At 59.1% G+C, this 22,020-nt stretch carries 22 protein-coding genes; 8 read left to right on the top strand and 14 right to left on the bottom strand.

Annotated features, from left to right (window positions below):
• The first annotated feature begins 17 nt into the window (after positions 1–17).
• Together CAI21_RS15255 and CAI21_RS15250 are read left to right on the top strand one after the other, a co-directional pair.
• Complete coding sequence (locus CAI21_RS15255; protein WP_116303078.1) at positions 18–3,056, top strand: PAS domain S-box protein; 3,039 nt, start codon at positions 18–20, stop codon at positions 3,054–3,056.
• Positions 2,996–3,325 carry an EAL domain-containing protein gene (locus tag CAI21_RS15250; RefSeq protein ID WP_472973976.1) on the top strand — a complete coding sequence of 110 codons (330 nt, stop codon included), beginning with the start codon at positions 2,996–2,998 and terminating at the stop codon, positions 3,323–3,325. The genes CAI21_RS15255 and CAI21_RS15250 overlap by 61 nt, the downstream gene beginning before the upstream one ends.
• 133 nt (positions 3,326–3,458) lie before the next feature.
• On the opposite strand, the gene CAI21_RS15245 is transcribed toward CAI21_RS15250, so the two are convergent.
• The gene (locus CAI21_RS15245) at positions 3,459–5,042 is read right to left on the bottom strand and encodes an MFS transporter (protein ID WP_116303076.1); all 1,584 of its coding nucleotides are present in this window, start codon (positions 5,040–5,042) and stop codon (positions 3,459–3,461) included.
• A gap of 186 nt (positions 5,043–5,228) precedes the next feature.
• On the opposite strand from CAI21_RS15245, the gene CAI21_RS15240 reads away from it, so the two are divergent.
• Positions 5,229–6,104 carry an SMP-30/gluconolactonase/LRE family protein gene (locus CAI21_RS15240; protein WP_116303075.1) on the top strand — a complete coding sequence of 292 codons (876 nt, stop codon included), beginning with the start codon at positions 5,229–5,231 and terminating at the stop codon, positions 6,102–6,104.
• Positions 6,105–6,125: 21 nt separating this feature from the next.
• Here the strand turns inward: CAI21_RS15240 and CAI21_RS15235 are convergent, their stop codons facing one another.
• The 5 genes from CAI21_RS15235 to CAI21_RS15215 all read right to left on the bottom strand — a co-directional run bounded on the left by CAI21_RS15235 (position 6,126) and on the right by CAI21_RS15215 (position 10,007).
• Positions 6,126–7,544: a hypothetical protein gene (locus CAI21_RS15235; RefSeq protein ID WP_147305139.1), complete on the bottom strand. Its 1,419-nt coding sequence runs from the start codon at positions 7,542–7,544 to the stop codon at positions 6,126–6,128.
• The gene (locus CAI21_RS15230) at positions 7,535–7,879 is read right to left on the bottom strand and encodes a hypothetical protein (RefSeq protein ID WP_116303073.1); all 345 of its coding nucleotides are present in this window, start codon (positions 7,877–7,879) and stop codon (positions 7,535–7,537) included. The genes CAI21_RS15235 and CAI21_RS15230 overlap by 10 nt, the downstream gene beginning before the upstream one ends.
• Positions 7,880–7,908: 29 nt before the next feature.
• The gene (locus CAI21_RS15225) at positions 7,909–8,502 is read right to left on the bottom strand and encodes a hypothetical protein (RefSeq protein WP_147305138.1); all 594 of its coding nucleotides are present in this window, start codon (positions 8,500–8,502) and stop codon (positions 7,909–7,911) included.
• A gap of 5 nt (positions 8,503–8,507) precedes the next feature.
• A complete protein-coding gene (locus tag CAI21_RS15220; protein ID WP_147305137.1) occupies positions 8,508–9,029 on the bottom strand; it encodes a hypothetical protein in 522 nt (173 codons plus the stop codon).
• 99 nt (positions 9,030–9,128) lie between these two features.
• On the bottom strand, positions 9,129–10,007 hold the full coding sequence (locus CAI21_RS15215; RefSeq protein WP_116303070.1) for a LysR substrate-binding domain-containing protein: 879 nt from the start codon (positions 10,005–10,007) through the stop codon (positions 9,129–9,131).
• Between the two features lie 129 nt (positions 10,008–10,136).
• Between CAI21_RS15215 and CAI21_RS15210 the strand changes: the two genes are divergently transcribed.
• Positions 10,137–10,844, top strand: coding sequence for a glutathione S-transferase family protein (locus tag CAI21_RS15210; protein ID WP_116303069.1), 708 nt, complete (start codon positions 10,137–10,139; stop codon positions 10,842–10,844).
• 163 nt (positions 10,845–11,007) lie between these two features.
• Here CAI21_RS15210 and CAI21_RS15205 read toward each other — a convergent pair whose 3' ends face one another.
• Entirely contained in the window at positions 11,008–11,382 is a 375-nt protein-coding gene (locus CAI21_RS15205) for an SRPBCC family protein (RefSeq protein ID WP_220348466.1), read from the bottom strand.
• A 106-nt stretch (positions 11,383–11,488) separates the two neighbouring features.
• On the opposite strand from CAI21_RS15205, the gene CAI21_RS15200 reads away from it, so the two are divergent.
• From CAI21_RS15200 to CAI21_RS15190, 3 genes are read left to right on the top strand one after another with little or no spacing between them, the layout of a single operon-like run.
• The gene (locus CAI21_RS15200; protein ID WP_116303068.1) at positions 11,489–11,812 is read left to right on the top strand and encodes an ArsR/SmtB family transcription factor; all 324 of its coding nucleotides are present in this window, start codon (positions 11,489–11,491) and stop codon (positions 11,810–11,812) included.
• A gap of 1 nt (position 11,813) precedes the next feature.
• Entirely contained in the window at positions 11,814–12,293 is a 480-nt protein-coding gene (locus tag CAI21_RS15195; protein WP_116303067.1) for an SRPBCC family protein, read from the top strand.
• Between the two features lie 26 nt (positions 12,294–12,319).
• A complete protein-coding gene (locus CAI21_RS15190) occupies positions 12,320–12,721 on the top strand; it encodes a RidA family protein (RefSeq protein WP_116303066.1) in 402 nt (133 codons plus the stop codon).
• A gap of 38 nt (positions 12,722–12,759) precedes the next feature.
• On the opposite strand, the gene CAI21_RS15185 is transcribed toward CAI21_RS15190, so the two are convergent.
• The 3 genes from CAI21_RS15185 to CAI21_RS15175 all read right to left on the bottom strand — a co-directional run bounded on the left by CAI21_RS15185 (position 12,760) and on the right by CAI21_RS15175 (position 15,639).
• Positions 12,760–13,014 carry a DUF4235 domain-containing protein gene (locus CAI21_RS15185; protein WP_181919460.1) on the bottom strand — a complete coding sequence of 85 codons (255 nt, stop codon included), beginning with the start codon at positions 13,012–13,014 and terminating at the stop codon, positions 12,760–12,762.
• Between the two features lie 115 nt (positions 13,015–13,129).
• Positions 13,130–14,401, bottom strand: a complete 1,272-nt coding sequence (locus tag CAI21_RS15180) for a hypothetical protein (protein WP_147305136.1) — start codon at positions 14,399–14,401, stop codon at positions 13,130–13,132.
• Between the two features lie 494 nt (positions 14,402–14,895).
• Positions 14,896–15,639, bottom strand: coding sequence for a glycosyltransferase family 2 protein (locus CAI21_RS15175; RefSeq protein ID WP_258868101.1), 744 nt, complete (start codon positions 15,637–15,639; stop codon positions 14,896–14,898).
• 72 nt (positions 15,640–15,711) lie between these two features.
• Here CAI21_RS15175 and CAI21_RS15170 point away from each other — a divergent pair, with 72 nt between their 5' ends.
• Complete coding sequence (locus CAI21_RS15170) at positions 15,712–17,349, top strand: glycosyltransferase family 39 protein (protein WP_116303062.1); 1,638 nt, start codon at positions 15,712–15,714, stop codon at positions 17,347–17,349.
• A gap of 30 nt (positions 17,350–17,379) precedes the next feature.
• On the opposite strand, the gene CAI21_RS15165 is transcribed toward CAI21_RS15170, so the two are convergent.
• The 4 genes from CAI21_RS15165 to CAI21_RS23250 all read right to left on the bottom strand — a co-directional run.
• Positions 17,380–18,126: a glycosyltransferase family 2 protein gene (locus tag CAI21_RS15165; protein ID WP_116303061.1), complete on the bottom strand. Its 747-nt coding sequence runs from the start codon at positions 18,124–18,126 to the stop codon at positions 17,380–17,382.
• Positions 18,096–19,217: a hypothetical protein gene (locus CAI21_RS15160; protein ID WP_116303060.1), complete on the bottom strand. Its 1,122-nt coding sequence runs from the start codon at positions 19,215–19,217 to the stop codon at positions 18,096–18,098. Before CAI21_RS15160 ends, CAI21_RS15165 begins: the two co-directional genes overlap by 31 nt.
• A 175-nt stretch (positions 19,218–19,392) precedes the next feature.
• Positions 19,393–20,373 (bottom strand): hypothetical protein, encoded by a 981-nt coding sequence (locus CAI21_RS15155; protein WP_147305135.1) that lies wholly within the window; start codon positions 20,371–20,373, stop codon positions 19,393–19,395.
• Positions 20,361–22,020 (bottom strand): hypothetical protein (locus CAI21_RS23250; protein ID WP_220348464.1); only part of this gene is annotated, 1,660 nt, incomplete at its 5' end. The genes CAI21_RS23250 and CAI21_RS15155, both read right to left, overlap by 13 nt.

Below are 22,020 nucleotides of genomic sequence, written 5' to 3'. Positions count from 1 at the left end.
GATGAGGAAAACTTTCTATGACCAATGATGGGCACTCAGCTTACGCGACTGAGAGCGGCGATAACGCGGATATCCCCCCTCTCAACGAGGAGAGCCTCTCACACAGCGGACCGGCCCGGAATATGCTTTCGCCGGTTCGCATGGGGGCCTGGGAGCTCGCACTGGATACGGCTACGGTGAAACCGTCCCGGAGCCTGGAAGAACTCTGCGGCTTTCCCCCTCAAGAACAGCGCCCACTATCGTCTTACTTGAGCTTAGTTCATCCGGAAGACCGCTTTCCGCTGGAAGACTATCTACAGTCGCCGCCGCCACAATTTCAAGTTGAGATTCGTCTGCGACCGCAGGGCACGCCGACCTTTATTTGGTTAGCGGTACAAGGCGAACGGCGGACCAACCGGGCCGGGACCATCACCGGAATCCTTGGCGTAAGCTCCGACATCTCCGCCCTCAAGCAAGCAGAGCGCTTAGTGCGGAGTCAAACCTTAGAGCTCGGCGCGCGGATTAGAGAGTTAGACTGTCTCTATAAAGTGTCGCGCATAATTCAACGACAAGAGAGTCTGCCAACGCTATTAGCCGAAGTGGTACAGGCTATCCCGGGCGGCTTTTCCGACCCGACACAAGTCGGCGTCCGGATTGTCTGGGAGCACGACGTCTTTACAACCGACAGCTTCAAACCGGGCATCAGCGTCCTGTCGGAAGAGCTGGTCGCACAAGGGCAAGTCGTCGGCTCGCTAGAGGTCCACCGCACCGAAGAAAGCTTTTCCTACGCCGAGCAGGCACTCGTTCAATCGTTAACGAAATCGCTCAGTCGAGCCATCGAGCATAACCGTATTCTGGCAGCCTTACGCGAAAGCGAAGACCGTTGGCGTACCTTAGCCGGCGCCTTAGCGGAAGGGGTAGTGTTACTCGACAAACACGGGCATATCGAAGCATGGAATGCAAACGCGGAGCGATTACTGGGGCTGCCCCTATTTCGGGGCGGATCCTACGACTGCGCCGAAGGGCGGGCCGTTCGAGAAGACGGCAGCCCCCTTTCCAGCACCGAGTTGCCGGCCATTCTATCCCTTAGAAACGGCACCCCCTACGACGACGTCGTCATTGGCTTACGTCACGACGACGGCACCTTGGGCTGGGTGTCGACGAGCACCCGCCCCTTATTTCACACCGGAGAAGACAAGCCCTACGGAGTGGTTGCCTCGTTTGCCGACATTACCGAGCGCAAACGGACGGAAGAAGCCATCCGCAGCGAGATCGCAGCCAAAGAACTGGAGCGAAACCGACTCAACACGGTACTGGAAGCCTTACCCGTTGCGGTGTTTATCGCCGATGCCCAAGGTCGCTTAATCCAACTCAACGCGGCGGCGGAAAAGCTTTGGGGCAAAGCGGTCTTATCCGATACGCCCGACCGCTACCACCAGGATTATCGGGCTTGGTGGCCCGACACGGGAGAACCGGTCAAAACGCACGAGTGGGGGCTTGCCCGCGCCATAAGAACGGGGGAATCGGTAAAAGCGGAAGAGATGGAAATCCTGCGATACGACGGGGAACGCCGCACCATCCTTAACTATGCGCTACCGTTCTACGGAAAAGACGGCCTCATTGCCGGCGGCGTCGCGGTCAGTGTCGACATCACCGAGCGGAAGGCTAGCGAAGCCGAGCGAGCACTGCTCGCTGCCATTGTAAAGGCCTCCCCGGATGCCATCGTCAGCACCGATATGCGGGGCCGAATCACCTCCTGGAACGCCGGCGCCGAACGGCTGTACGGCTACACGGAGGAGGAAATAGTAGGCAAGAGCATTACCGAACTCATGCCGGCTGAGCATAAAGACGAGTTAGGGATGATTCTAACCGCCATCGCGGAAGGCAAGAACGTTATGTATTTCGATTCGAGCCGGATACATAAAAATGGCGAGCTGGTAGATGTTTCGGTCGCCGTCGTCCCCGTTACCGACGATGCCGGCCGCGTTATCGGCGCAGCCAAGATCGACCGGGACATCTCCGACCGTAAGCGCATGGAGCTACAACTCCAGCACGAGGCATTGCACGATCGGCTGACGGGCGCGGCCAATCGCTCCTTGTTCGTCGATCGGCTAGATCATATCGTCTCGCGCGCAACGCGCTCCGGCGAACACTATGCCGTGTTCGTCATGGACATGGACAACTTCAAGCTCATCAACGACACCTATGGACACCAGGTCGGCGACGAGCTGCTAACCGCATTCGCCAAACGCATTCAAAACCTACTACGCCCAGTCGATACGTTAGCGCGCTTTGGCGGCGACGAGTTTACCCTGCTACTGACCGAGGTTGAGGACAAAAGCACCGTAAAGCAGGTAGCCGAGCGGATTCTTGAGGCATTGCAGCACCCCTTTCGGTTAAGCGGGCAAGAGATCATCGTAAGCTCAAGCATCGGCATCATGCTGAGCGACCCGAGCTGTCATAGCGGCGATCACGCCTTACGTAACGCCGACGTCGCTCTGTATGAGGCAAAACGGCAAGGAAAGAATCAATACGTCGTATTCGACGCCCGGATGCGGGGGCAAGAAGTATCGCGGCTGTATCTAGAATCCGAGCTACGGCGAGCGCTGCAAGAAGTGGGTCTGAAAGTTCAGTATCAACCTATTGTCGACGTTCATACCGAAAAACCCGTTGGCTGCGAAGCGCTGGCACGCTGGCGACACCCTGTTATGGGAAGCGTCGACCCCTCGCGGTTTATCAACGTAGCGGAAGAGACCGGCCTTATAACGTCCATCGGCCGTTTTATCCTGGAAAGGGCCTGTGCGGCACTTGCCGATTGGCGGCACGAACATAGTTTTCCTACGGATTTCTACGTCAGCGTGAACATGTCCCCGAAAGAGTTCTACGCGAAAGATCTTGTCCCGTTCATTGACGACATGCTGCAAAATATCAACTCGCCGGCAGCAATCTGCGGCTGGAAATTACCGAAAACGTCATTATCCGCTACGACCGCGAAGCCGCGACCATCCTGCACCAATTGCGGCAGATGGGCATCTACACCTGTCTGGACGACTTCGGTACGGGTTATTCCTCGCTAAGCTACCTACACCAGTTGCCCTTCGACGTTATCAAAGTGGATCGCTCCTTCACCCAAAACTTAGTAGCAGACAATACGCAAAGCCGTGAGGTTGTGCGCTCGATTCTGCGTCTGGCCGAGGCACTTGGGATGGAAACGATCGCGGAGGGGGCAGAAACAGCGGCACAACTGGCGGCAATCCGCGAGCTTGGGTTCCGCTGGGCGCAGGGGTATGCGCTATACCACCCATTGGAAAAGGAAACGATGGCTAAGCTTTTTCGCGTGCAATAACAGCCACTGCTTTAGCCAAAACCAAACTGCTTTGTATCGCCAGGCCAGAGGAACAAGAACCTAGACCTTCCCCTGCGTGGGTAGCTCTCGGCTGCGCCATCTCCGCAACCGAGGGCTACCCGCAACCGCTCGCTCACACCGACGGCCGGGTATCCAACGCATCGTCCGCGGCCGGCGGCGCCGATACCGACACCTGGCGCAGGCAGCATGCCGTCAAGACGGCAACACCTACCGCTATCACGGCGCCGATCATCGCATTGGTATAAAGTGCCGCACTAAAAGCCGCCTGCGCGGCCGCGAGTAGTTCGGCACCCGCTACAGCCGGCAATTCTTTAACCGCAGCCAAAGCGCCGCCCAAGGTATCCTGAGCGATGGCCACAAGCTCCGGCGGCAGGCTGGACGAGGCAGTATCGATCATCTGCTTTCGGTAAACAGCCGCGGCAATACTACCGAAAACGGCAATACCCAACGCCATACCCAGTTCCGCCGCTGTCTCCGAGGTCGCCGAGGCCGCGCCGGCTTTCTCCACAGGTGCCGAACTCACCACCAGATCGACACCCAGAACCATCATTGGCATCACCCCGGTGCTCATCAAAACCACCGCAACCAGCAACAGGATCAAGCTGCCCGACCCGGCCGCCTGCGTCATCGCGGCAAAGCCCAGTGCCGCGACCAATAAGCCGCTAGCGATCAGCACCGATCGCGACACCCGGCGACTGAGCGCGGGCACCAGCAACGAAGCCACGACTTGCACGCCGGTCGCCGGCAACATCGCAACGCCGGCCATGAGCGGCGAAAGCTCCAACACGCCCTGCAGATACTGAAAAACAACTAACCAAGTGCCCGACAGCGCCAGAATCGTCAACAGCATCGCCACTATGGAGACGCTGAACGCACGGCGCTTAAACAGCGTCAGATCGAACATCGGGTCGGCCAACCGCCGCTGCCGCCGTATAAAAACCGCCCCAACCGCAAGCCCCGCCACAATGGTCAACACCGACGCCACGGCGATACCATCGCGGGCGATATGCTTCACACCGTATATAATCGTCAGCAAACTCACGATAGAAAGCACGGCACTGGTAAGATCGAGGCGACCGCTGGCCTCGTCCCGGAACTCGGGCAAGAGCACCGGCCCGGTAATGAGCAACAAGGCCATCACCGGCACGCCCAGCAGAAAAACCGACCCCCACCAGAAGAACTCCAACATCAACCCACCGACCAAAGGCCCGGCAGCGCTACCGACGATAAAGCCGGTCATCCACACAGTAATCGCGAAGGTTCGCTCCTGCTCGACCAGAAACATATTGCGAATCAACGACAGCGTAGAAGGCATCAAGGTCGCACCGGCCACACCCAACAACGCCCGGGCGGCAATCAGCATCTCCGCCGTAGTGGCGAATGCGGCGATAACCGACGCGATCCCGAAGGCCAACGCACCGATCAACAGCAACCGCCGACGGCCTATGCGATCACCCAACGTCCCCATCGTGATAAGAAAACCGGCGATCATGAAACCGTAGATATCCAAAATCCACAGCAATTGCGTGCTAGTAGGCGCCAGATCGGCACTCAAACTGGGCACCGCCAGATGGAGCACGGTCATATCGACCGCCAATAGGATAGTCGGCAGCATCAACACCGCCAGCCCCCACCACTCGCGCTTCCCCGCAGGCCGTGCGGTAATCGACTGATCAAGCGGAACTGCCGTTGTCATCAGAGAATCCTTCTGTATCGTTGCATGAAGCAAAAAACGTAAGCTACCGCCTCAACAACGGTTGAGGTCAAGAGCCACAAGCGCCGTTGTGCCGAGCCTGCTCCGTTAACAAGGCAAAAAACGTCATACGGCGAACTCACAACAGGCCGCTTGTAATCATCAACCACCGGCACGAGGTAAGCCACCATGACCAATCTACGCTGTGTTTTAGATGCCAAAGCGGCCATAGGCGAGTCGCCGGTGTGGGCGGCGGATGAACAAGCATTATATTGGATCGATATACTAGAGCCGGCCCTCTACCGGTTCGACCCGGCGACCGGGGCACAGAGCACTTGGCTATTACCGGAAGTAGTCGGCTCCATCGGCCTCCGAGCCGGAGGCGGCGTAGTCCTCGCCTTGAGCACCGGCCTGCATCTCCTAGACCTAGACTCCGGAGCGCTGAGCTTTCTCGCGCCAGACCCCGAAGACGACGAGCCGGCAACACGCCTGAACGATGGCAAGGTCGCACCCGACGGGCGCTTTTGGTTCGGCTCGATGGACGATGCGCAGCATAACCAAACCATCGGCGGCCTGTATCGGTTGGATGCCGACCATACGTGCCACCCAATCCTCAACGGCGTCGCGATTTCCAACGGCTTGGCCTGGAGCCCCGACGGGCAAACGATGTATCACTCCGATACGAGCCGGCAAGTCATCAACGCCTACGACTACGACCTCGACACCGGCAATATCTCCAACCCGCGAATACTCGCCGAAGGCGATGCGACCGGCCGCCCCGACGGCGGCGCTACCGACATGGAAGGCTACTACTGGAGTGCCGGGGTCTCGGCCGGAGTGCTTAATCGTTGGTCCCCCGACGGTCGGCTCGACCGCCGGATAGAACTGCCGTGCCCGCGTCCCACTTGCCCCTGCTTCGGAGGGCCGGACATGAAAACCCTTTTCGTCACCTCCCTCCGCGCCGGACTGAGCGAGGCAGAACTGGCGAAGTGGCCGCAATCGGGCGGCATATTTGCGCTCGACGTCGATACCCCCGGTGTGCCGGTCGCCCGTTACCGCGGGTAACGGGGCCGGCGCACCACTGCCTTACGGCGAACAAATAAACGAATACGCCTCGTAGCCCTCGGCCGCGGCAGCCAAACGCTGCCGCTCGCCGGCGTCGTCGATTTGCTCAAGCCGCTGCCGGAACACCTCCAGCAAAGCCATACACTCCTGCATACGCCCCTGCTGCCCTTGGCCGAAAAACTTCTCCGACCACGGCGTCCAGTGATGCGCGCTCTTAAACAACTCGTCCGCCAATTTAACGTACACCAGCGGGCTCAGGATCCGATAGTCCCGATACGACTGGAAGCGCTCCAGCACGCGTTTATCCAACGGGCCTAACGCTTCGAGGCCTTCCAACAACATATAATTCCGGAAAAACGGAATACTCTTCTCGGCCAGTGCACGCCAATAATCGGCTTGCTCGGATACGGCTTCTTGTTCCGCCAACTGCGGCGCATCGTAGAACACGTATCCGTCCATTATTTTCTGCCGCAAGTAGCGGTTAAAAGCTTCGTCGTCGGCCGCCGCTACGGCCTCATAGGCCTCAAGAACTTCTAAGGTAATATAACGATAGCGCGCTTCCTCGCGCTGGTAGCGTTCCCGCAGCGCAAGCAATCGGGGGTGATCGCGAAACGGCGCAAACGCCTCCTCTTCGCTCATGCCGGCAAGGTTAGGCGCGCGGTATTGGTAGGCTCGGTACAAAGCCTCCAGCATCGGCTCCACATCCTCCCGCAGCGCAAACACGCGCGCGGCGTGATAGTGAATCGACGGCAGCAACCAACCGTAAGCTTCCAACCGCGCATAAAGCGCGCGCGCCGCTTCCAAATAAGACGCATCCCCAGTCTCGGCGTACAAGCTCAGGCAGAGACGCAGATAGCCATCGACGAGCGCGTAAAACCCGTCGTTGCTGCGGTTATAAGCGAATTTCTCCGCAAAGGCATTCTCAAACCAAGCGGTAAGCAAAGCCTGCCGCGCTTTATCGTCGCTTAAGCGGCTCAAATCCGGCGGAAAACGCTTGTTCTCCGGCCGCCGGCGTTGCTCGAACACTTGCTCAAGGTGCTCATAGAAGGGCGCAATCGCCTCGCCGCGAATCACCTGCGGCGTAGCATCGCCATAGCTAGCGTCATCGCGAAAGAGGACAAACTCGCCATCCCGATCGGTACCCAAGAGGATAAACAGGGAAAAATTGCCGTCTTGGGCGATACGCACGACCGCCTCCGGCAACCCGCCCGGCTTGATCTCAAAGCTCGCCCCATGCACATCGAGCGCATGGCCGCCGACCCAGATCCGCGTTTCGCCGACCAAAATCGTCGGCGAGGTCTCGATGATGCGATACTCCCCCAACTCCTGTTTCGAAAGCGACAACGCCCCGCGCCGCAGAAAGAGATGGTCCGCATCCTCGGCCAGCTCCTCGCCGATAACCCGAAAAGACTTTCGATCCGCTACGGGAATCAACTCCAAGGTCGGCAACTTCCCGATTGGCCGGTAAACGCCTTCCTCCGCCAAAAATAGTAATGCCCGTACTTACCGACACGCTTGAACTTCTTCGGGTTAGTACGCAACACCGACAAGCCCACCACCACCGAGGCGTCGTCGCACAAGCCGTAGGGCTTCCACTGCAATCGATTAACGTCTAGCCCCGGCAGCGAACGACAAGTAAGCCCATGAAAGGCATACAGCGCCCGACCGTTGTAGAAATAGCTATAGGTGCTTTTGTTCTGAAAAGGGTCTTTCTCGCCAAGAAAAACGGGAAGCGAAGGCGTTGCCTTAGCCAGATCGTGTCCTTCTACCTTCAACGTCACTTCTCCTGCGCAGCAGCCTTGATCTAATAGGGAAATACCTTCGTAACCTGTTGCCGAGTCAGCGGCGAATAAGCGAGCTGATACACCGCCTCGGCCGACTCCGAACGCACGTAGGTCCGGTAATACCAACTGCCTTCCACGTAATCGAGATAGGTTTGCGTTTGTAAATGACGGCCGTCGAGGCGCGCCAACGAAGGCTCCCACAGCGGCGCCAGTTGCGGCAGTAGCGCTTGCCTGGCCTGTATGACCACACCCTGCCGGGCAAGCCGATTGCTCTCCTGCTCAACCGCCTGGGCATGCTTTAAGGGGGCGGGATAATGATGCCGCGCCACCCGGTCGCGATCGGAACGCACGGGCTCGATAACGTGAGCGCGTGCCGTGGCTAAGGTATACGCGCTAAGAAAGGCATCGGTTCGGCTACCGACGTAAGGGAAAGCGGGCGGCGGCGAACTGACCCAAAAGCCTTGCCGGAACTCGCGCTCAAAGCGTTCCTGCTGCTCGTCGTCTATAAAATGAACCTGCGCGTAGGCATTCTGCTGCAAGAATGCCTGCAACCACGGCAACAAACCCGCAACAGCCGACTGAATCTCCTCAGGCCGGGGAGGTAACGCAATCACGACTCTCAGCGGATGATCGTCATCATGCGTCGGTGCGCCGAACGCCGTATGACGATACGGATCGCGACGACCGTAAAAACGAAAACCGGATACTCGACGATGTCGTCAAGCTGTGCGCGCACGGCCTGCAAATGAGCGACTCGCGCCTGAATATCGGCACGCTGGGCGGCGATTATCGCCTGCACATCCGCCTCTGTATGCCGCGCATGTGTCCGCCGGTTTTCCCGATACGCCGGCTCTTGGTACTCGGCAGCGTGCAGATAAAAGAAAAGGTACTGTTCGACGGCCTCGTCATAGAGCCAGACGCGCAAACGCCCGCTCCCTTGCAGCCCGCCCAGCTCCAGCTCGCGCTCCACTTTCACCCGCGACAGGGCGCCGTCGAAATCGTCCGCCACTACCCGACTCAACATCCGCTTAGCGCTAAAGTTAGTCGTCGAGCACGCCACCAGCAGCATCGCGATAACCATCGTCAAAGCAATCAGCAGGAAAAGGCCGCCGCTTTGTTTAATGCCCGTTAGCATCAGCACACCACCCGCATCCGTTTCCAACCGACATCGCTAGCCGCCTCTTCCTAAGTTAGTTAAAAGCTTATCAAACGATCGCAGAAATAGCTTGCCGATACACGGTTACGGCTGCGTGAGAAAATCCATCACGGCGCGCACGGCAGGAAGTTGGCCGCGCCGGTGCGAACTGAGAATAGAAGTTGTCACAACGCCGGCATGCCAACCCGGCAGGACGGCCACCAACTCGCCGCTATCAAGGCCCGGCTGCGCGATCGCATCGGGCAAACACACAATACCCAGCCCCGCCTTCGCCGCGTGCAGCAACACCCCCGCCTCGTCGGCGCAGAGCACCGGCCTGGGAGATACCTGAACCTCCTCGTCCGCCTGATTCCGCAACCGCCAAACTCCCGCGGCCGGCCCCGTATTCACCGCATCGTGAGCCGCCAACTCCTGCGGCACGCGCGGCAGCCCGCAACGGCGCACATACTCCGGTGCCGCCACCAAGATAATCGTCTCAACCGACAGTCGGCGCTGAATGAGGCCGGAGTCGGGCAGGGGAGCAAAGTGGCTGCGAACGGCGAGGTCGAACCCCTCATGAATCAAATCGACAAAACGATCGGTAACATGCAACTGCACCTGCACTTTCGGATAAGCGCCGATCAACCCCGGCAGCTTATTCGCGATCTGGAACTGCGCCACCGGCACCGAAGCGGTGATCTTAACGCTGCCGCTCGGCTCGGCCATGCGCCGGCGCACCACATCCTCCGCCGTTTCCGACTCAAGAATCGCCGCCCGTGCGTGCTCGTAGAACTCGCGCCCCAGCTCCGTCAGCGTAAAACTGCGCGAAGTGCGGTGGATAAGCCGAGCGCCCAGCTCCGCCTCCAGCTCCGCAACCCGCTTGCTGATCGTGGATTTAGGCGAGCCGATCGCCCGCGCAGCGGCAGCAAACCCGCCGCTGTCCACCGCCCGTACAAACAACCGAAGATCGTTGAGGTTAAGCATCTACCTTCATCGTCCACATTTATAGACTTTAAAGCGAACAAAAAGGTATCACAGTCGCGTCGTCCACGTTGCTAGATTTTCCCTGTCGAAGGCATCGACCTTCGCAACCACAAACCAGGGAGATTCAACATGGAACCCATCCTCTTTTACGGCGTGCCTTCCGGCTGCTCTTTCGGCTCGATCGTGGCTCTGGAATGGCTCGATCAACCTTACCGGCTATGCCGCATCGACATGCCGGAGCAAGTCACCAGCGCGGCTTATCGGCGCATCAACCCGGTAGCGGAAACGCCGACCCTGATGACCGCCAGCGGCACAACCGTCAGCGAAAGCATGGCCATCATGAACCACGTCGGGGCTCGCGGCATCGACAAAGGCCTTGGCTTTGCCCAAGGTACGCCCGAGTTCGACCGCCTTAACCAAGTGCTGGCGTACCTCAACACCAGCCTCTTCAGCGGCTTCGCCCCCTTGTGGTACACACTGGAGCACGACGTAGAGCAACCGGCAAAAGACACGCTCCGCGCCTACGGCACCGCCGCGCTGACCAAAGCACACGCGGACCTGGAGGCAATGCTTGAAGGAAACGAATGGCTCCTCGGCCAGCAACGGACCCTCGCCGACGCCTACTTCATCGGCATAGCCCGCTGGACCAAGTACCATGACGTCATCGACCGCCGCAACTATCCGCGGGTGCAAGGCCTGTTCGACAAGCTGGAAGCCGACCCGGCGGTACAGTTTGCTCACGCCATCGAACGCGGCGAACCCGCGCACAGCAGCGGAAGCTTTAAAGGCGAAGTATCGCTTGAAGAGGCCCTCGGCCTACTAAAGCAGGTCGCCTGAGCTAAAGCCCCCCGTGCGCGCGCACGGGGGGCCCTTATGACTCCTACGAGCAAATAGAACAGCCGGAGACAAAGCGTCGCGCAGCATCCGGCGCCCCACAAAAGCCGCGCCTAAAACCGCCGCTCCTGATACGGCAAGCCTGCTTGATGCTCGCAGTACTCCTTCAGGCTGTACAAAAACATCGCCCAGTTGTAGTTGCACCACCGGTAAAATCCGTCACCTCGCGCCAGTGCTTATGCCGCAAGATGATGGAGGTTTTACCGGCCGACTCCGTCAGCTCGAAACTCACCTCCGTACCAATCCATTCCGGGTCGGAGTCCACACACTCCCAGGCCAGCCGGGCGTCCGTTACCAGCGCTACGATTTTCATCCGAGTCGGCTTTTCGTCGCCGAAATGGAACGTATTAACCGCACCCAACCGCGCCTCGACAGCCAGCTCGCGCGTCCACACCTCCGCCAGCCCCGCCTCCGTAGTCAACGCCCGATACACCACCGCAGCAGGCGCATTAATGTATTGAATGTGTTCGATATCCGCCATTGTCACACGCTCCCGTCATTCATCTTTACGCAACCAAAGAGTTGCATAAAAGATATATCAGGGAAGCACATTGACATGCAACCATTTGGTTGCTTAAATTCGCAGCATGAGTAAAGATCTCGACAAAGTATTCAAAGCGCTCGCCGACCCGACGCGGCGTCGCTTACTGGATCGTTTGCGGGCAGACAACGGCCAAACGCTGACGGACTTATGCACCCACATGGACATGAGCCGCCAAGCGGTCACCAAACACCTCGCGATACTCATAGCGGCCGATCTGGTCGTACCGATCCGGCACGGGCGCGAGAAACTGCATTACCTCAACCCCGTGCCCATTCACGACATCCACCAGCGCTGGATCAGCAATTTCGAGGACGATCGCCTGCACGCGCTGAGAGATCTCAAACACGCCCTTGAGGAGAAGAAATAGGATGGACAAGCCGCAGTTCGTATACGTCACCTACATCGACACCACCCCTGCCCAACTCTGGGAAGCGCTGACCGGCGGCGAGTTCACCTCGCGCTACTGGGGCGGCCGGCGCATCCGCTCCGATTGGCAGCCGGGTGCCGCCGTCGAGCTTATCAAGGCGGACGGCAGCGTAGACTGGAAAGGCGAAGTGCTGACCGTCGAGCCCCACAAAAAACTCTCGTACACCTTCGACCCGCTTAACGACGAAGAGCTGCCGGACTACGAAGGCGAACGGGTCGATCTAGAGAAACGCGAACCGCCTTCCCGCGTCACCTTCGAGATCTACGAGCACATGGGCAAGGTCCGGCTCACGCTCATCCACGACGAATTTCCACAGGCGAGTAGGATCTTGCCCGGCATTACCCACGGGTGGCCGGCAATCTTATCGAGCCTTAAGAGCCTTCTGGAGCGAGGCGAACCCTTATTCCCCGACTGGCGTTAACGCCGCCCGCGACCTTAGGAGCCGGCATGCAACGAAACACCCTCGACCCCGATACCGTTTTCAACACGCGGCAATACGGATTTAGCCAAGCTGTTGTGGTACCGGACGGTAAACGCGTACTGCTATCGGGCCAAGTCGGCGTCGATGCCGACGAAAAAACAGTAAGCGCCACGCTTGGCGGTCAAACGCAAGCGGCGATCGACAATATCGAAGCGATTTTATCGACCATCGGCGGAACGCTCGCCCATGTCGTCTTCCTACGGATTTACATCGTGCAATCCGCCAAAAACGAACAGGACGCCATCGCCGAAGCGCTACTGAAAAACTTCCCGACCCAGCCGCCCGCCACCTCCTGGCTGTTGGTGGACAGGCTCTCCGAACCGGAATGGCTGATCGAAATCGAAGCCGAAGCGGTTTTACCGGCATAGGAAACGGCCTCCGAGTCGGCCGGGTGCGGGCTTAGCGACTAAAAATGCTGCCGCCGCATGCGTGCGGCAGCACCCCGCGCCACCACAAACTTCGCCACCGCAATCGCCAGACTGGAGACGGCGACCCACATCAGCGCCTTCTGCCACGGAATATCCGGCTGCGAAGGGTCTAGCGGCGGCTCCTCGTGCCGAGTCCGCCGCCACCCGGCTTTCAATAGCGAATCGACGCCCATCACCGCCAACATCGAACTCCCGGCGACAACCGCCGACTCCACCGGCTTTTTCATCCGCATAGGAAACGCTCCTTTCATAGGTCCACAATGCCACCGAAAGGTAAACTGCGGTTCCGTTCCGTCGTGTTCAAACACCGGGCGACGCCTACCAGGCTGCTGAACCGGCTAAGGGGTACTAACGCAGCAGCTGGCGTATCTTCTGCAGCTCGCGCGCTTGCTGCGGCGTTGTGACCGTCACCTGGGAAAGCAACAACCACAATTGCTCCTGCGCATAATGGTCGTCAGTCGCCAACAAAATTTCGGCCAGCAACAGGAAAGGCTCGATCGATTCGCCCCGCCTACTAACCGCTTGCCGGGCATAATATTCAGCATCGGGCAAGAAACCCATGGCCAGGGCGGTGCGCCCTAACTCAGCCCACGCAGGCCAGCCAGCGCCATTCGCCACCGCAATCTGAGCATCGTAAAACGGAGTTAGCGCATGCACTTGCTCCAGCTCCCAGGCCGCTTGCGCGTGTCGGTCCGCAGCCCAACCGGCGCCATGATCCAAAAGCGAAGTCAACGCGTGGGAGCCCCCGAACAAGAGCCCAACCACCGCTGCATAAATAACCCGCTGCCGCCAAACAGCCTGTAACGCCCAGCGCACGCCCACCGCAGCGAAGGGCAACAGCAAGAGGTAGAGCGTCAAACGGTATCGCTCGCCGACAAAGAACAACCACTGAGTAGCCGCATAAGTCAGTGCACACAGCAGAAGAAAACGCGCCGCGGGATAACGCCGCAATACCGGCCAGACGAGCAAAGCACCTCCCGCCAGCGAGAGGATAACCGCGCCGTCGACTATCGCCGCCGCCAGGGCAGGCCGCTTCCAGCGCCAGACGCTGTATTGCTCCGGCAAGCCATAACCTTCGGCGGCGAGCAGTAAACCAAGCTTGCGCAACTGCAACTGAAGGTACTCGGCGGGGCGATTACTATAATAATCCACCGACTTTCGAACCCAGTAGGCGCTGACTTCTTCGCGACTAGCCTCATAACCGAGCTTCTCCCGGGTAAAGGGTGCGGCGTGCAAAAAGTGACCCAGCACGTCGTTGCGCAACCCCTCAACCGGCGTATAGCCGCCGCGCGAACCCGGGGCGTTGCCGACATAGACATTCAGACCGACTGGCGCGAAAAACTCCTGCTCGGGCTGGCGCCAATCCCACCCCGAAACCAGCGTAAACACCACCAGAGCGCCGCCAAAGGCAGCCACCGTCCGCGCAACAGCCGCCCCCGGCTGCGGCATCCGCAGCGCGAGCAACAAGGCATACCCCAAATAAAACAGCGGCAGAAAACCAATGTTATGACGTTCCAACGTCGCAAGACTGGCGAGCAGCACCGCCAACAAAAGCCAGGGCCACGCCGTTCGATGATTGAGATAGCGGAAAAACACCACAGCGACGCCGCGATCAGACACAGGATTACGTTAGTCTTAACGGTTAAACCGGCAAAGAACACCAACGGGCCGCAGAAGGCCGTTAACAACCCAGCGATCCAGCCCGTGCGGGCGTCGAACAGCTCGCGGCTCAGCAGAGCCATAAACGCCGCCGCTGCACTCAAAAGAACGGCGTGCAGTAAAAAGGGGACCGCCGCCCCCGGACCCAGCCAGCGATAAAACTGCGTCAGGCTCCAGACATAAGGTCCGTTGGGAATGAAGGTGCCGATAAAACCGCCATCGGCATCGATAAAGGCACGATACCAGGCCGCCTGCCAATAGAAAAAGGCGTCCGACACCGGGTAGGCCGAACGCAGCTCCACCCCCAGCCGGCGCCGCGATATGCCAAAGGTGGATGGCAAAAGCAATGCCGAACACCCCCAGGGCCATGATGAGCGACGAAGACGGAAAGGGGCGCAAGTAGCGACCGAGCGACCTCAAGGGCCGTAGCCTGTTGGCCTGGGCAACGCAGCTCATTAGCGGCGCCTAATCACAATGGGTTCGCCACCGCCAAGGGAACGGGCCGCTGACCCCAGTATCACCTGGACAATTGGCCAAGCGTCACGCCAGCGGATCTTCTTACCTTGTGCGTATGAGCGCGGATCGTAGCTGACCGGCACCTCCCGTATCCAGGCACCACGCTCAGCCAACTGCGCGGTCACCTCCGCCTCGAAACCGAACCGTTCCTGCACCAACGGCAACTCTCGCAACAGCTCGGTACGAAACGCCTTATAACAACTGGTCAGGTCGGTGAGTTCGAGCCCGGTAAGAAGGCGGTTAGCGAATCGCGTCAGTAGGGCATTGGCGAACGCGTTCAGGCGATACCCCCGCCGCTTGCGAACCCCGAGAAAGCGCGAGCCGTAGACCGCATCGAGGCGCTCTTCAAGTAAAGGGGCGAGCAGAGCCGGGTAGTCCTTAGGGTCGTATTCGAGATCGGCGTCCTGAATCAGCGTAATGGTGCCCGAAGCATGGGCCAGCGCGGTTCGCACCGCCGCACCTTTGCCCCGATTAACGCCGTGCTGCAGCACAATCAACCGCTTGACGGGGTCGCCCGACGTCTGCCACTCCCGGCTCACCGCGCGTAGCAGCTCGCCACTGTCATCCGTCGAACCATCATCCACAGCAATCACCTCTTTCATAAACGGCGCCGCTGCCACACGCGCCAAAAGCGTTGGCAGAGTTGCTGCTTCATTGAAAACTGGGATAATGATCGAAACCAAGACGTTCGATTCGAGCCGCAAATCTAACCCCCTGCCATTTCTTATTCTTCATAATCAAGCAACCACAGACACATGCCCCGCGACAGCACACTGAACACCCGGCTCTTCGCCGCTGCCTGTCTCGGCATAACCCTGCTGGCACTGGCTCTAAGGCTGCTGCATATCGATAACCAACCGCTATGGGCCGACGAAGCTTTCTCATTCTTCGCGGCGCACGTCGGTCGCTGGCCGGATGACTTTCTTCGGGAAGGCAACCCGCCCCTTTATTTCGCCCTACTCAAGCTATGGACGAGCGTAGTCGGCGAAAGCACCGCGGCTATCAGAATATTATCAGCTTTATTCGGGCTGGGTTTTGTAGCAGCGGCAATCTGGACGGCCGCGACCTTATTCGACCGCCGCACGGCCTTATACGCCGGTCTTTTAACAGCCGCCTCGCCAATGGCGATTTACTACGCTCAGGAGGCCCGCGCCTACTCAATGCTGCTATTGGCACTCATGCTGTGCCTAGGCACTCTGTGGCGCGCACTGCAAACCCATCGGCCTATCGCATGGGTTTTCTTTGCAGCCGCGGCAACGTTTGCGCTCTATAGCCACTACTTAGCCCTATTCGCCCTCGCCCCAAGTTTGGTGGCCGTCCTCTTACAAGCGGATTATAAACGCCACCTCACACCCTATGCTTTGGCGCTCCTCTCGGCGTTGGTCGCGCTGGCGGCCTGGCTCGTGCCGAGTTTGGCGGCCGGGGCGGGGCAGGGCGAGATTCACCACTGGATCGCGGAGGTTTGGCAGCGCACGCCGCCCCTGGGGGCACTCCCTAAAAGCTTCGTCATCCTCGGCCTTGGCAGTCACGCCGAGTTCGCCCCGGTGTTTCTCAAGCAATTCTCGGCGCTGGAACCAAACAAAGCCTTGCTCTACCTAGGCCTCGGTATTTTGCTGCTACTCGTCGCCAGCGCCTTGGCCGTTGTTATCAAGCGACCGCGCCACCCGGAAAGCGGCGCAACGCTTTGGCTCTTAGTCAGCCTTTGCTTACCGCTGCTAGGGCTGTGGCTACTATCCTGGGTCCGCCCTTACTATGTCGTCGGTCGTTACGACATGATTGTGCTCCCAGCGTTTCTCCTGTTAATCGCTTGGGGCTTGGGGCAACTCCATCGCTGGGGAGCCAAAGGCGCTTGGCTTGCAGTTGGCCTCGGCGCAACCTTAATCACCGTCACCGGCGAGCGCCTGTATGGCTATTATGCAGCCGAACCCGTCGCGTACGGACCACCGGCAACGGCCACCGCCGAGTTGTTGTCGCATTCCATCCAGGAAAACGACCTCCTTCTGTTAACCGGTATGCGGCAATTGCCGGTGCTCTACGAATTACGACGCTACGGCGTACAGTGGCAGGGAGGAACAAGCTGCACGCTTCCGAGCGAGGCATCCTTTCGCTGCGTGACTATCCCCTATGACAGCTCCGATTTCGGCCTACTACTGGGCGCAACGCGCGATGGACTACAGCCCACCGAAACAACGTCAGACTGGCTTCAATGGGCCCTGGCGTCGCACCATGCACACCACGACATCTGGCTAGTCGCGGACATTTTCCGTAATCGAGCCTCCGAACAGCAGTTGCAGGAAATCCGACGTTTGCTGCATCAACAGGGCTATCGGGCAGTCACCCTGAAAACGACACACCACGACCTTCGTATTATTCAGCTACGTCGATCACGCTAAGGAAACGCTGCATGACCCTTGCCTCTCACATCACCCCGCCGACAACGGCCTGCGTAGCCCGAGCAGGTCACGGACGGCACGCAAGATCACACCGATTTCCGCCCCACTTGCCCGCCCGGCCAAGCGCGGTCGGTGGGTGACCTCAATCTCATCGATCACGTAACCTTGGCTTCTGGCCTGCATAAGCAATTCCGTATCAATAGCCGCCGAATCGCAGCTTAAGCGCACCTGATCGAATATCTCGCGCCGGAACAGCTTGAAGCCGCAATCGATATCCTGGCATAGATAACCAACCCGCAGGCGGACGGCGCGATTCCATAACCATGCATTTAACGCCCGCACAATGCCATCGCGCCGCAATCGGCGGTAGCCGACCACAAGATCGGCCGATGAGCCGCGTTGGAGCAGCCCTCTTAACTCCGAAATATCAAATTGCCCGTCGGCGGGAAACAGCACCACCCAATCTTTACTGGCCGCCGCAAATCCCGTCCGGAGCGCAGCGCCGTATCCTTGTCGCTTGTCGTGCTTAAACGCTTTAACAACGGACGACTCCGCGACCAAACGATCGACAATCGCGCCACTCCCATCGGAGCTGCCGTCATCGACGAGGACAATCTCATGCTCAACGGCGAGTTCAGGCAGCGCGGCGGCAACGCCACCGACCACTCTTTCTAAACTGCCCACTTCGTTATAGATCGGAATGACGACTGAAACAGCGGCATTCAGAACCCGGGTAGGGACAACCCCTACCCGGGGATGGTTATCCCTTCGCGCCAAAACTCTATTTCCTCGCCTTCGCTGTCATGGCACTCGCTCTTCGACGGCCACCCCTCACGCCAACGGAGCTCATGCCGCTCGATCAACGCTTGCCCCTCGCTGGGGGAGAGCGCCTGCGGCGCCAAGCGGTAATCATCGGCTGTGGCGGTCAATTCGAACATCTCGTAAGCCTCGCTCTCAAACGTGAAGCCCGAGAAGCTCTCTTCCTTCAGGGACGACACATACGCCTTACGCCAGACGAAAAGCGCAGGCGCGGCGTCATCGCGTTCCAGCACAAACAGTTTGCCAAAGACTCGGCGGCCTTCACCGGCTTCACTCTGAACCGGGAAAAACCGCTCCCAACGCTCCGAGTGCGGATCGATCCCCACAGCAAAATGCGCCGCCGGGAAGTCGAACGCCGTGTCACGCCAGGACGGGCCATGCTCATCGATCGACGGGCGGCGGGCATCGCCATAGTTCAGCGCCATGAGCATCGTGCGCACTTCGTGCTGAAATTCATTGCCGGAGAAGAAGGACACTTGTATGTAATCGGCCACCGATTGATACAAAACCGGCGGTCCGCGCTCCCCGCGGCCACCAATAAACACCAGCAGCGGATAGTCGGAGCCGAAGTGTTCGGTCAGTCGTAACGGGGACTGGTAAAGGCAGCCGTATCGCTCGTAGGGGTGGTACTCAACCCAGAAGGTTCTTTCACTCCCAACCTCGTGGGTGCCAAATGCTTGCCTTAAATAACGGACCTCGCCGTCCTTGACCCAGGCCAATGCCCCGAAGGGCTCGGGCGTGCGGATCTGCGGCAAACCGTCTTGGCGGCGCTGTAAGTTTTTTCTGGAAAGCTCACTACGCTCTTCGCCACGGACACCTCCGTTAAAGTAGACCATGAAGACATCGTTTTCATGCCGTATCGCCGCTTTCACATACGGGTAGGTATAACGCTCTCGCTGATCCAAGAGCGCCCGCTTAGCTTGCTCGAAAGGCATGTCATCAATGGGCTGCACGTACTGCTCTACGTAGAACTCCTCCAGCGGCAAAAACTCCAGAGCGCCCAAGCTGGGAGCACACGCAAATAAAATCACTGCTAAAAACCGTCGCACTGAGATCCCTCCTCCGAATCCGACTCATGCTCTAAACCGCCGCTTCGACCGCCTTAGCCAAAATAGTACCTGCCCCCTCGTGCGCCGCCAGGGTGAATGCCAAAGCGAGTCTGGACGCTATGCGGCAGCAGCGCCCCGGAAACCGATGAGGTCGTCGCACCTAGTCCGTCTCACCCTACTCGTAGGCAAAGTTCGGCAGCACCTCCAGGTCGTTCAGCAGCGGGTCGTGCATCTCTGGAATCAGTTCGCCGGCTTCGCCGGGGCATTCGCTGTAACGGGGGTAACCGTCGGCCCAGGTGAGCTCGCGTTCGCTCAGCCAGGCGCGAATGAGCTCCTCCGGGGTCCCCTGCGGAATATACTGCCCATCACTGGCGCGACGCCGGTAGTGTTGCCATTCATTACGTTCGAGCTCAAAGCCTGCCACCGGATCATCCTTCTCCCGAGATTGGTAGAGCTTGCGCCAAATCACAATCTCGGCGGCACCGCTGCCAGCGAAATCGCCAAAGAAGAGCTTGGAGTAGCCGCGATACCCCGGCAGGATCACATCGAACTCGCTCGCGATACGCGACAGGTACTGCGCATCCTCCTCGCGCTGCCCCCATTCACGGAGCTGCTCGGCCTCTTCCTCGCTAAGCCAATCATCGATCTTTAGCTCCTCGGCAAATACGATCGCCTCATGCGCCGGTGAAAACACCACGAAATGGTGGGCCAGGATCAACACAAGTGACAACTCGCCGCCACCTTCAAGATCCCCATAGCGTAGCGGCAATAGGCCCGTACAACCGACACCGTGGTGCTGAGCCGAGGGATAGCGCTCGTCGGGGTAAGCGACAAAAAACTCTGCGTATTGCCGTCTTATCTCCGGTACAACATGCTGGTGCTCCCAGCGGGTAAGGGGCCAGCCTCTTATGCGCTCTCCAGCTTCTGCATCGAAATAGTGCAGACTGCCGGCACGAGAAAGGTAAAAATAGTTCTTCTCATTTTGCCAATCTTCAACGACTGTGACGGGCGACAACCTCTGCTTATACAACTCGATAAATAGAGCCGGGGCATCCGCCTCAGACTTACCGGCAGTCAAATCCAGCGCGTATACCGTTGCCGGCAGCAACATCACTAGCAAAGCCATTCGCGCCTTCATTGCATTCAATCCTCGCATGGCACCCTCCGCTCACCATCCGCCAAAGCAAAGTTTCTATAATCCTCAAAGGTGGCCAGCCCTCCTTCCTCCGTTCTTTCCGGATCCCGCCACTCCCGCTCCCCATAAGCAAAGCACCACTTTGGCTCCCCAACATCCGGCACTCCACGCTCGGCAAACGCCTCTTCGCCCAAGTCCTCGTGCTCCATCACCCACGTCTGCAGTTCCTCCAGGGGCCGCGTCCCCGCGCCTTCCTCCCCGAACGCTGCTTGCAGCTCGACTTCAAACGCTTCGATCAGCGCCTCTCGAACCTCGTTGTCGTTGTAAATCTCCCCTGCCCAGATGTACTCCCGATAAGGGAGATTGAGATAGTGCTCAAAATTGCGCACCTCGATCGAATACCGACAGGAGAAACACACCATCGTGCTATTGCTATTACGCACAGCGTTCCGGTCGAACCGCCAGTACTTCAGCCAACGCGGCCAAGACCGGGCGAACATGCCTAACCCGCCATTGTACGCCGCAACACCCAGAGCAAAGGTGTCATAGGCGTCCACCTCCGTCGCCTCATCAATCGGCACAATCGCTCCACCGCCGTGACGAAACCCAACAAGATCGTCAAGATGCTGCTCCGTACCTGCCACAGCTCCTCTGTCCTGGCGATACACCTGTGGGTGCCCACGGCTCACGAAGGCACGGTGAAACGCACCATGACAATTGGACATTTCCTCAGCGCTTGAATTGTCCGAGCCCGTGTGAAGCGCAAACGTCATAACATTCTCCCGAGGGTCGTACAGGTTCAGCTCAGCCTCGCCATGGGCCCGGCAGGGAGAGCTGCCAAAACGGAATGCGTAGAGCAATTGGCTAAAACTCAAGCTACCGTGCTCGTCCGCCCCGCCCTCGGTCATCCGATACGGGGTCGGCTGGTAGGGACGGCCGCCACTGCCACCTCTGTTGCTGCCCCAGTGGAAACTTGATTCGTGGGTAATCCAACCGCGTAATAGCCGTTGTCGACTGTAGGCGGCATAGCTGTTCGCACCTAGCCCGGCGGCTTCCAGGACGTCTCGGTGGTGGGCCTGGGTGTAGGTTTCCGGGACAGAACTCACCCCCTCGTAACCCTCTTCCCAAACTGTCACCGCGTCTGCCAACCAGTCCGCGAACTGCGGCACATCCGGCCCCAGCACCCCGGCACCACTACCGATGTCGGCATATGCCTCGTACGCACGCTGATACAGGGACCAGTCACGGCCTAGCCAATTCAGCGTGCTTTCATCCACGACACCTGAAGCATCGTCTCGCAGATGTCGTAGCAGCACTCGGCCATCGGAGAAATTGCGCGCCTGGAATCGGCGCACCATACCTTCCATAGACACGCGCCCGACGGAGCATTGCGCAAACCACCCACTGTAGTAGGCGTCTCGGCGATCGGCAGGCTCGCCTTGGCACGTCTCCGTCGTGACCGGGCCATCGGGGAGACCTGCGCGGTTGCTCGCGATCCGCGCGCCTATCTGACCGGAGTAGGGGTTTTGCTCGTTCGGTCCCTGCTGCGGACTCAGTCCCAACTGCCATAACATTTCCTCCAGCATCGCCACGTCCGCGCCTTGCATCGGCTCGTCCTCATCCGGCCCCAACTCACGGCGCACAAGGCGAATCGGCTCGGTGCGCTGC

The organism is Alkalilimnicola ehrlichii (genome assembly GCF_003399765.1).
In the GTDB taxonomy this organism is placed as follows: Bacteria; Pseudomonadota; Gammaproteobacteria; order Nitrococcales; family AK92; genus AK92.
The sequence above is the reverse complement of the archived record's forward strand: the minus strand, read 5'-3'. Positions and strand labels throughout refer to the sequence as shown.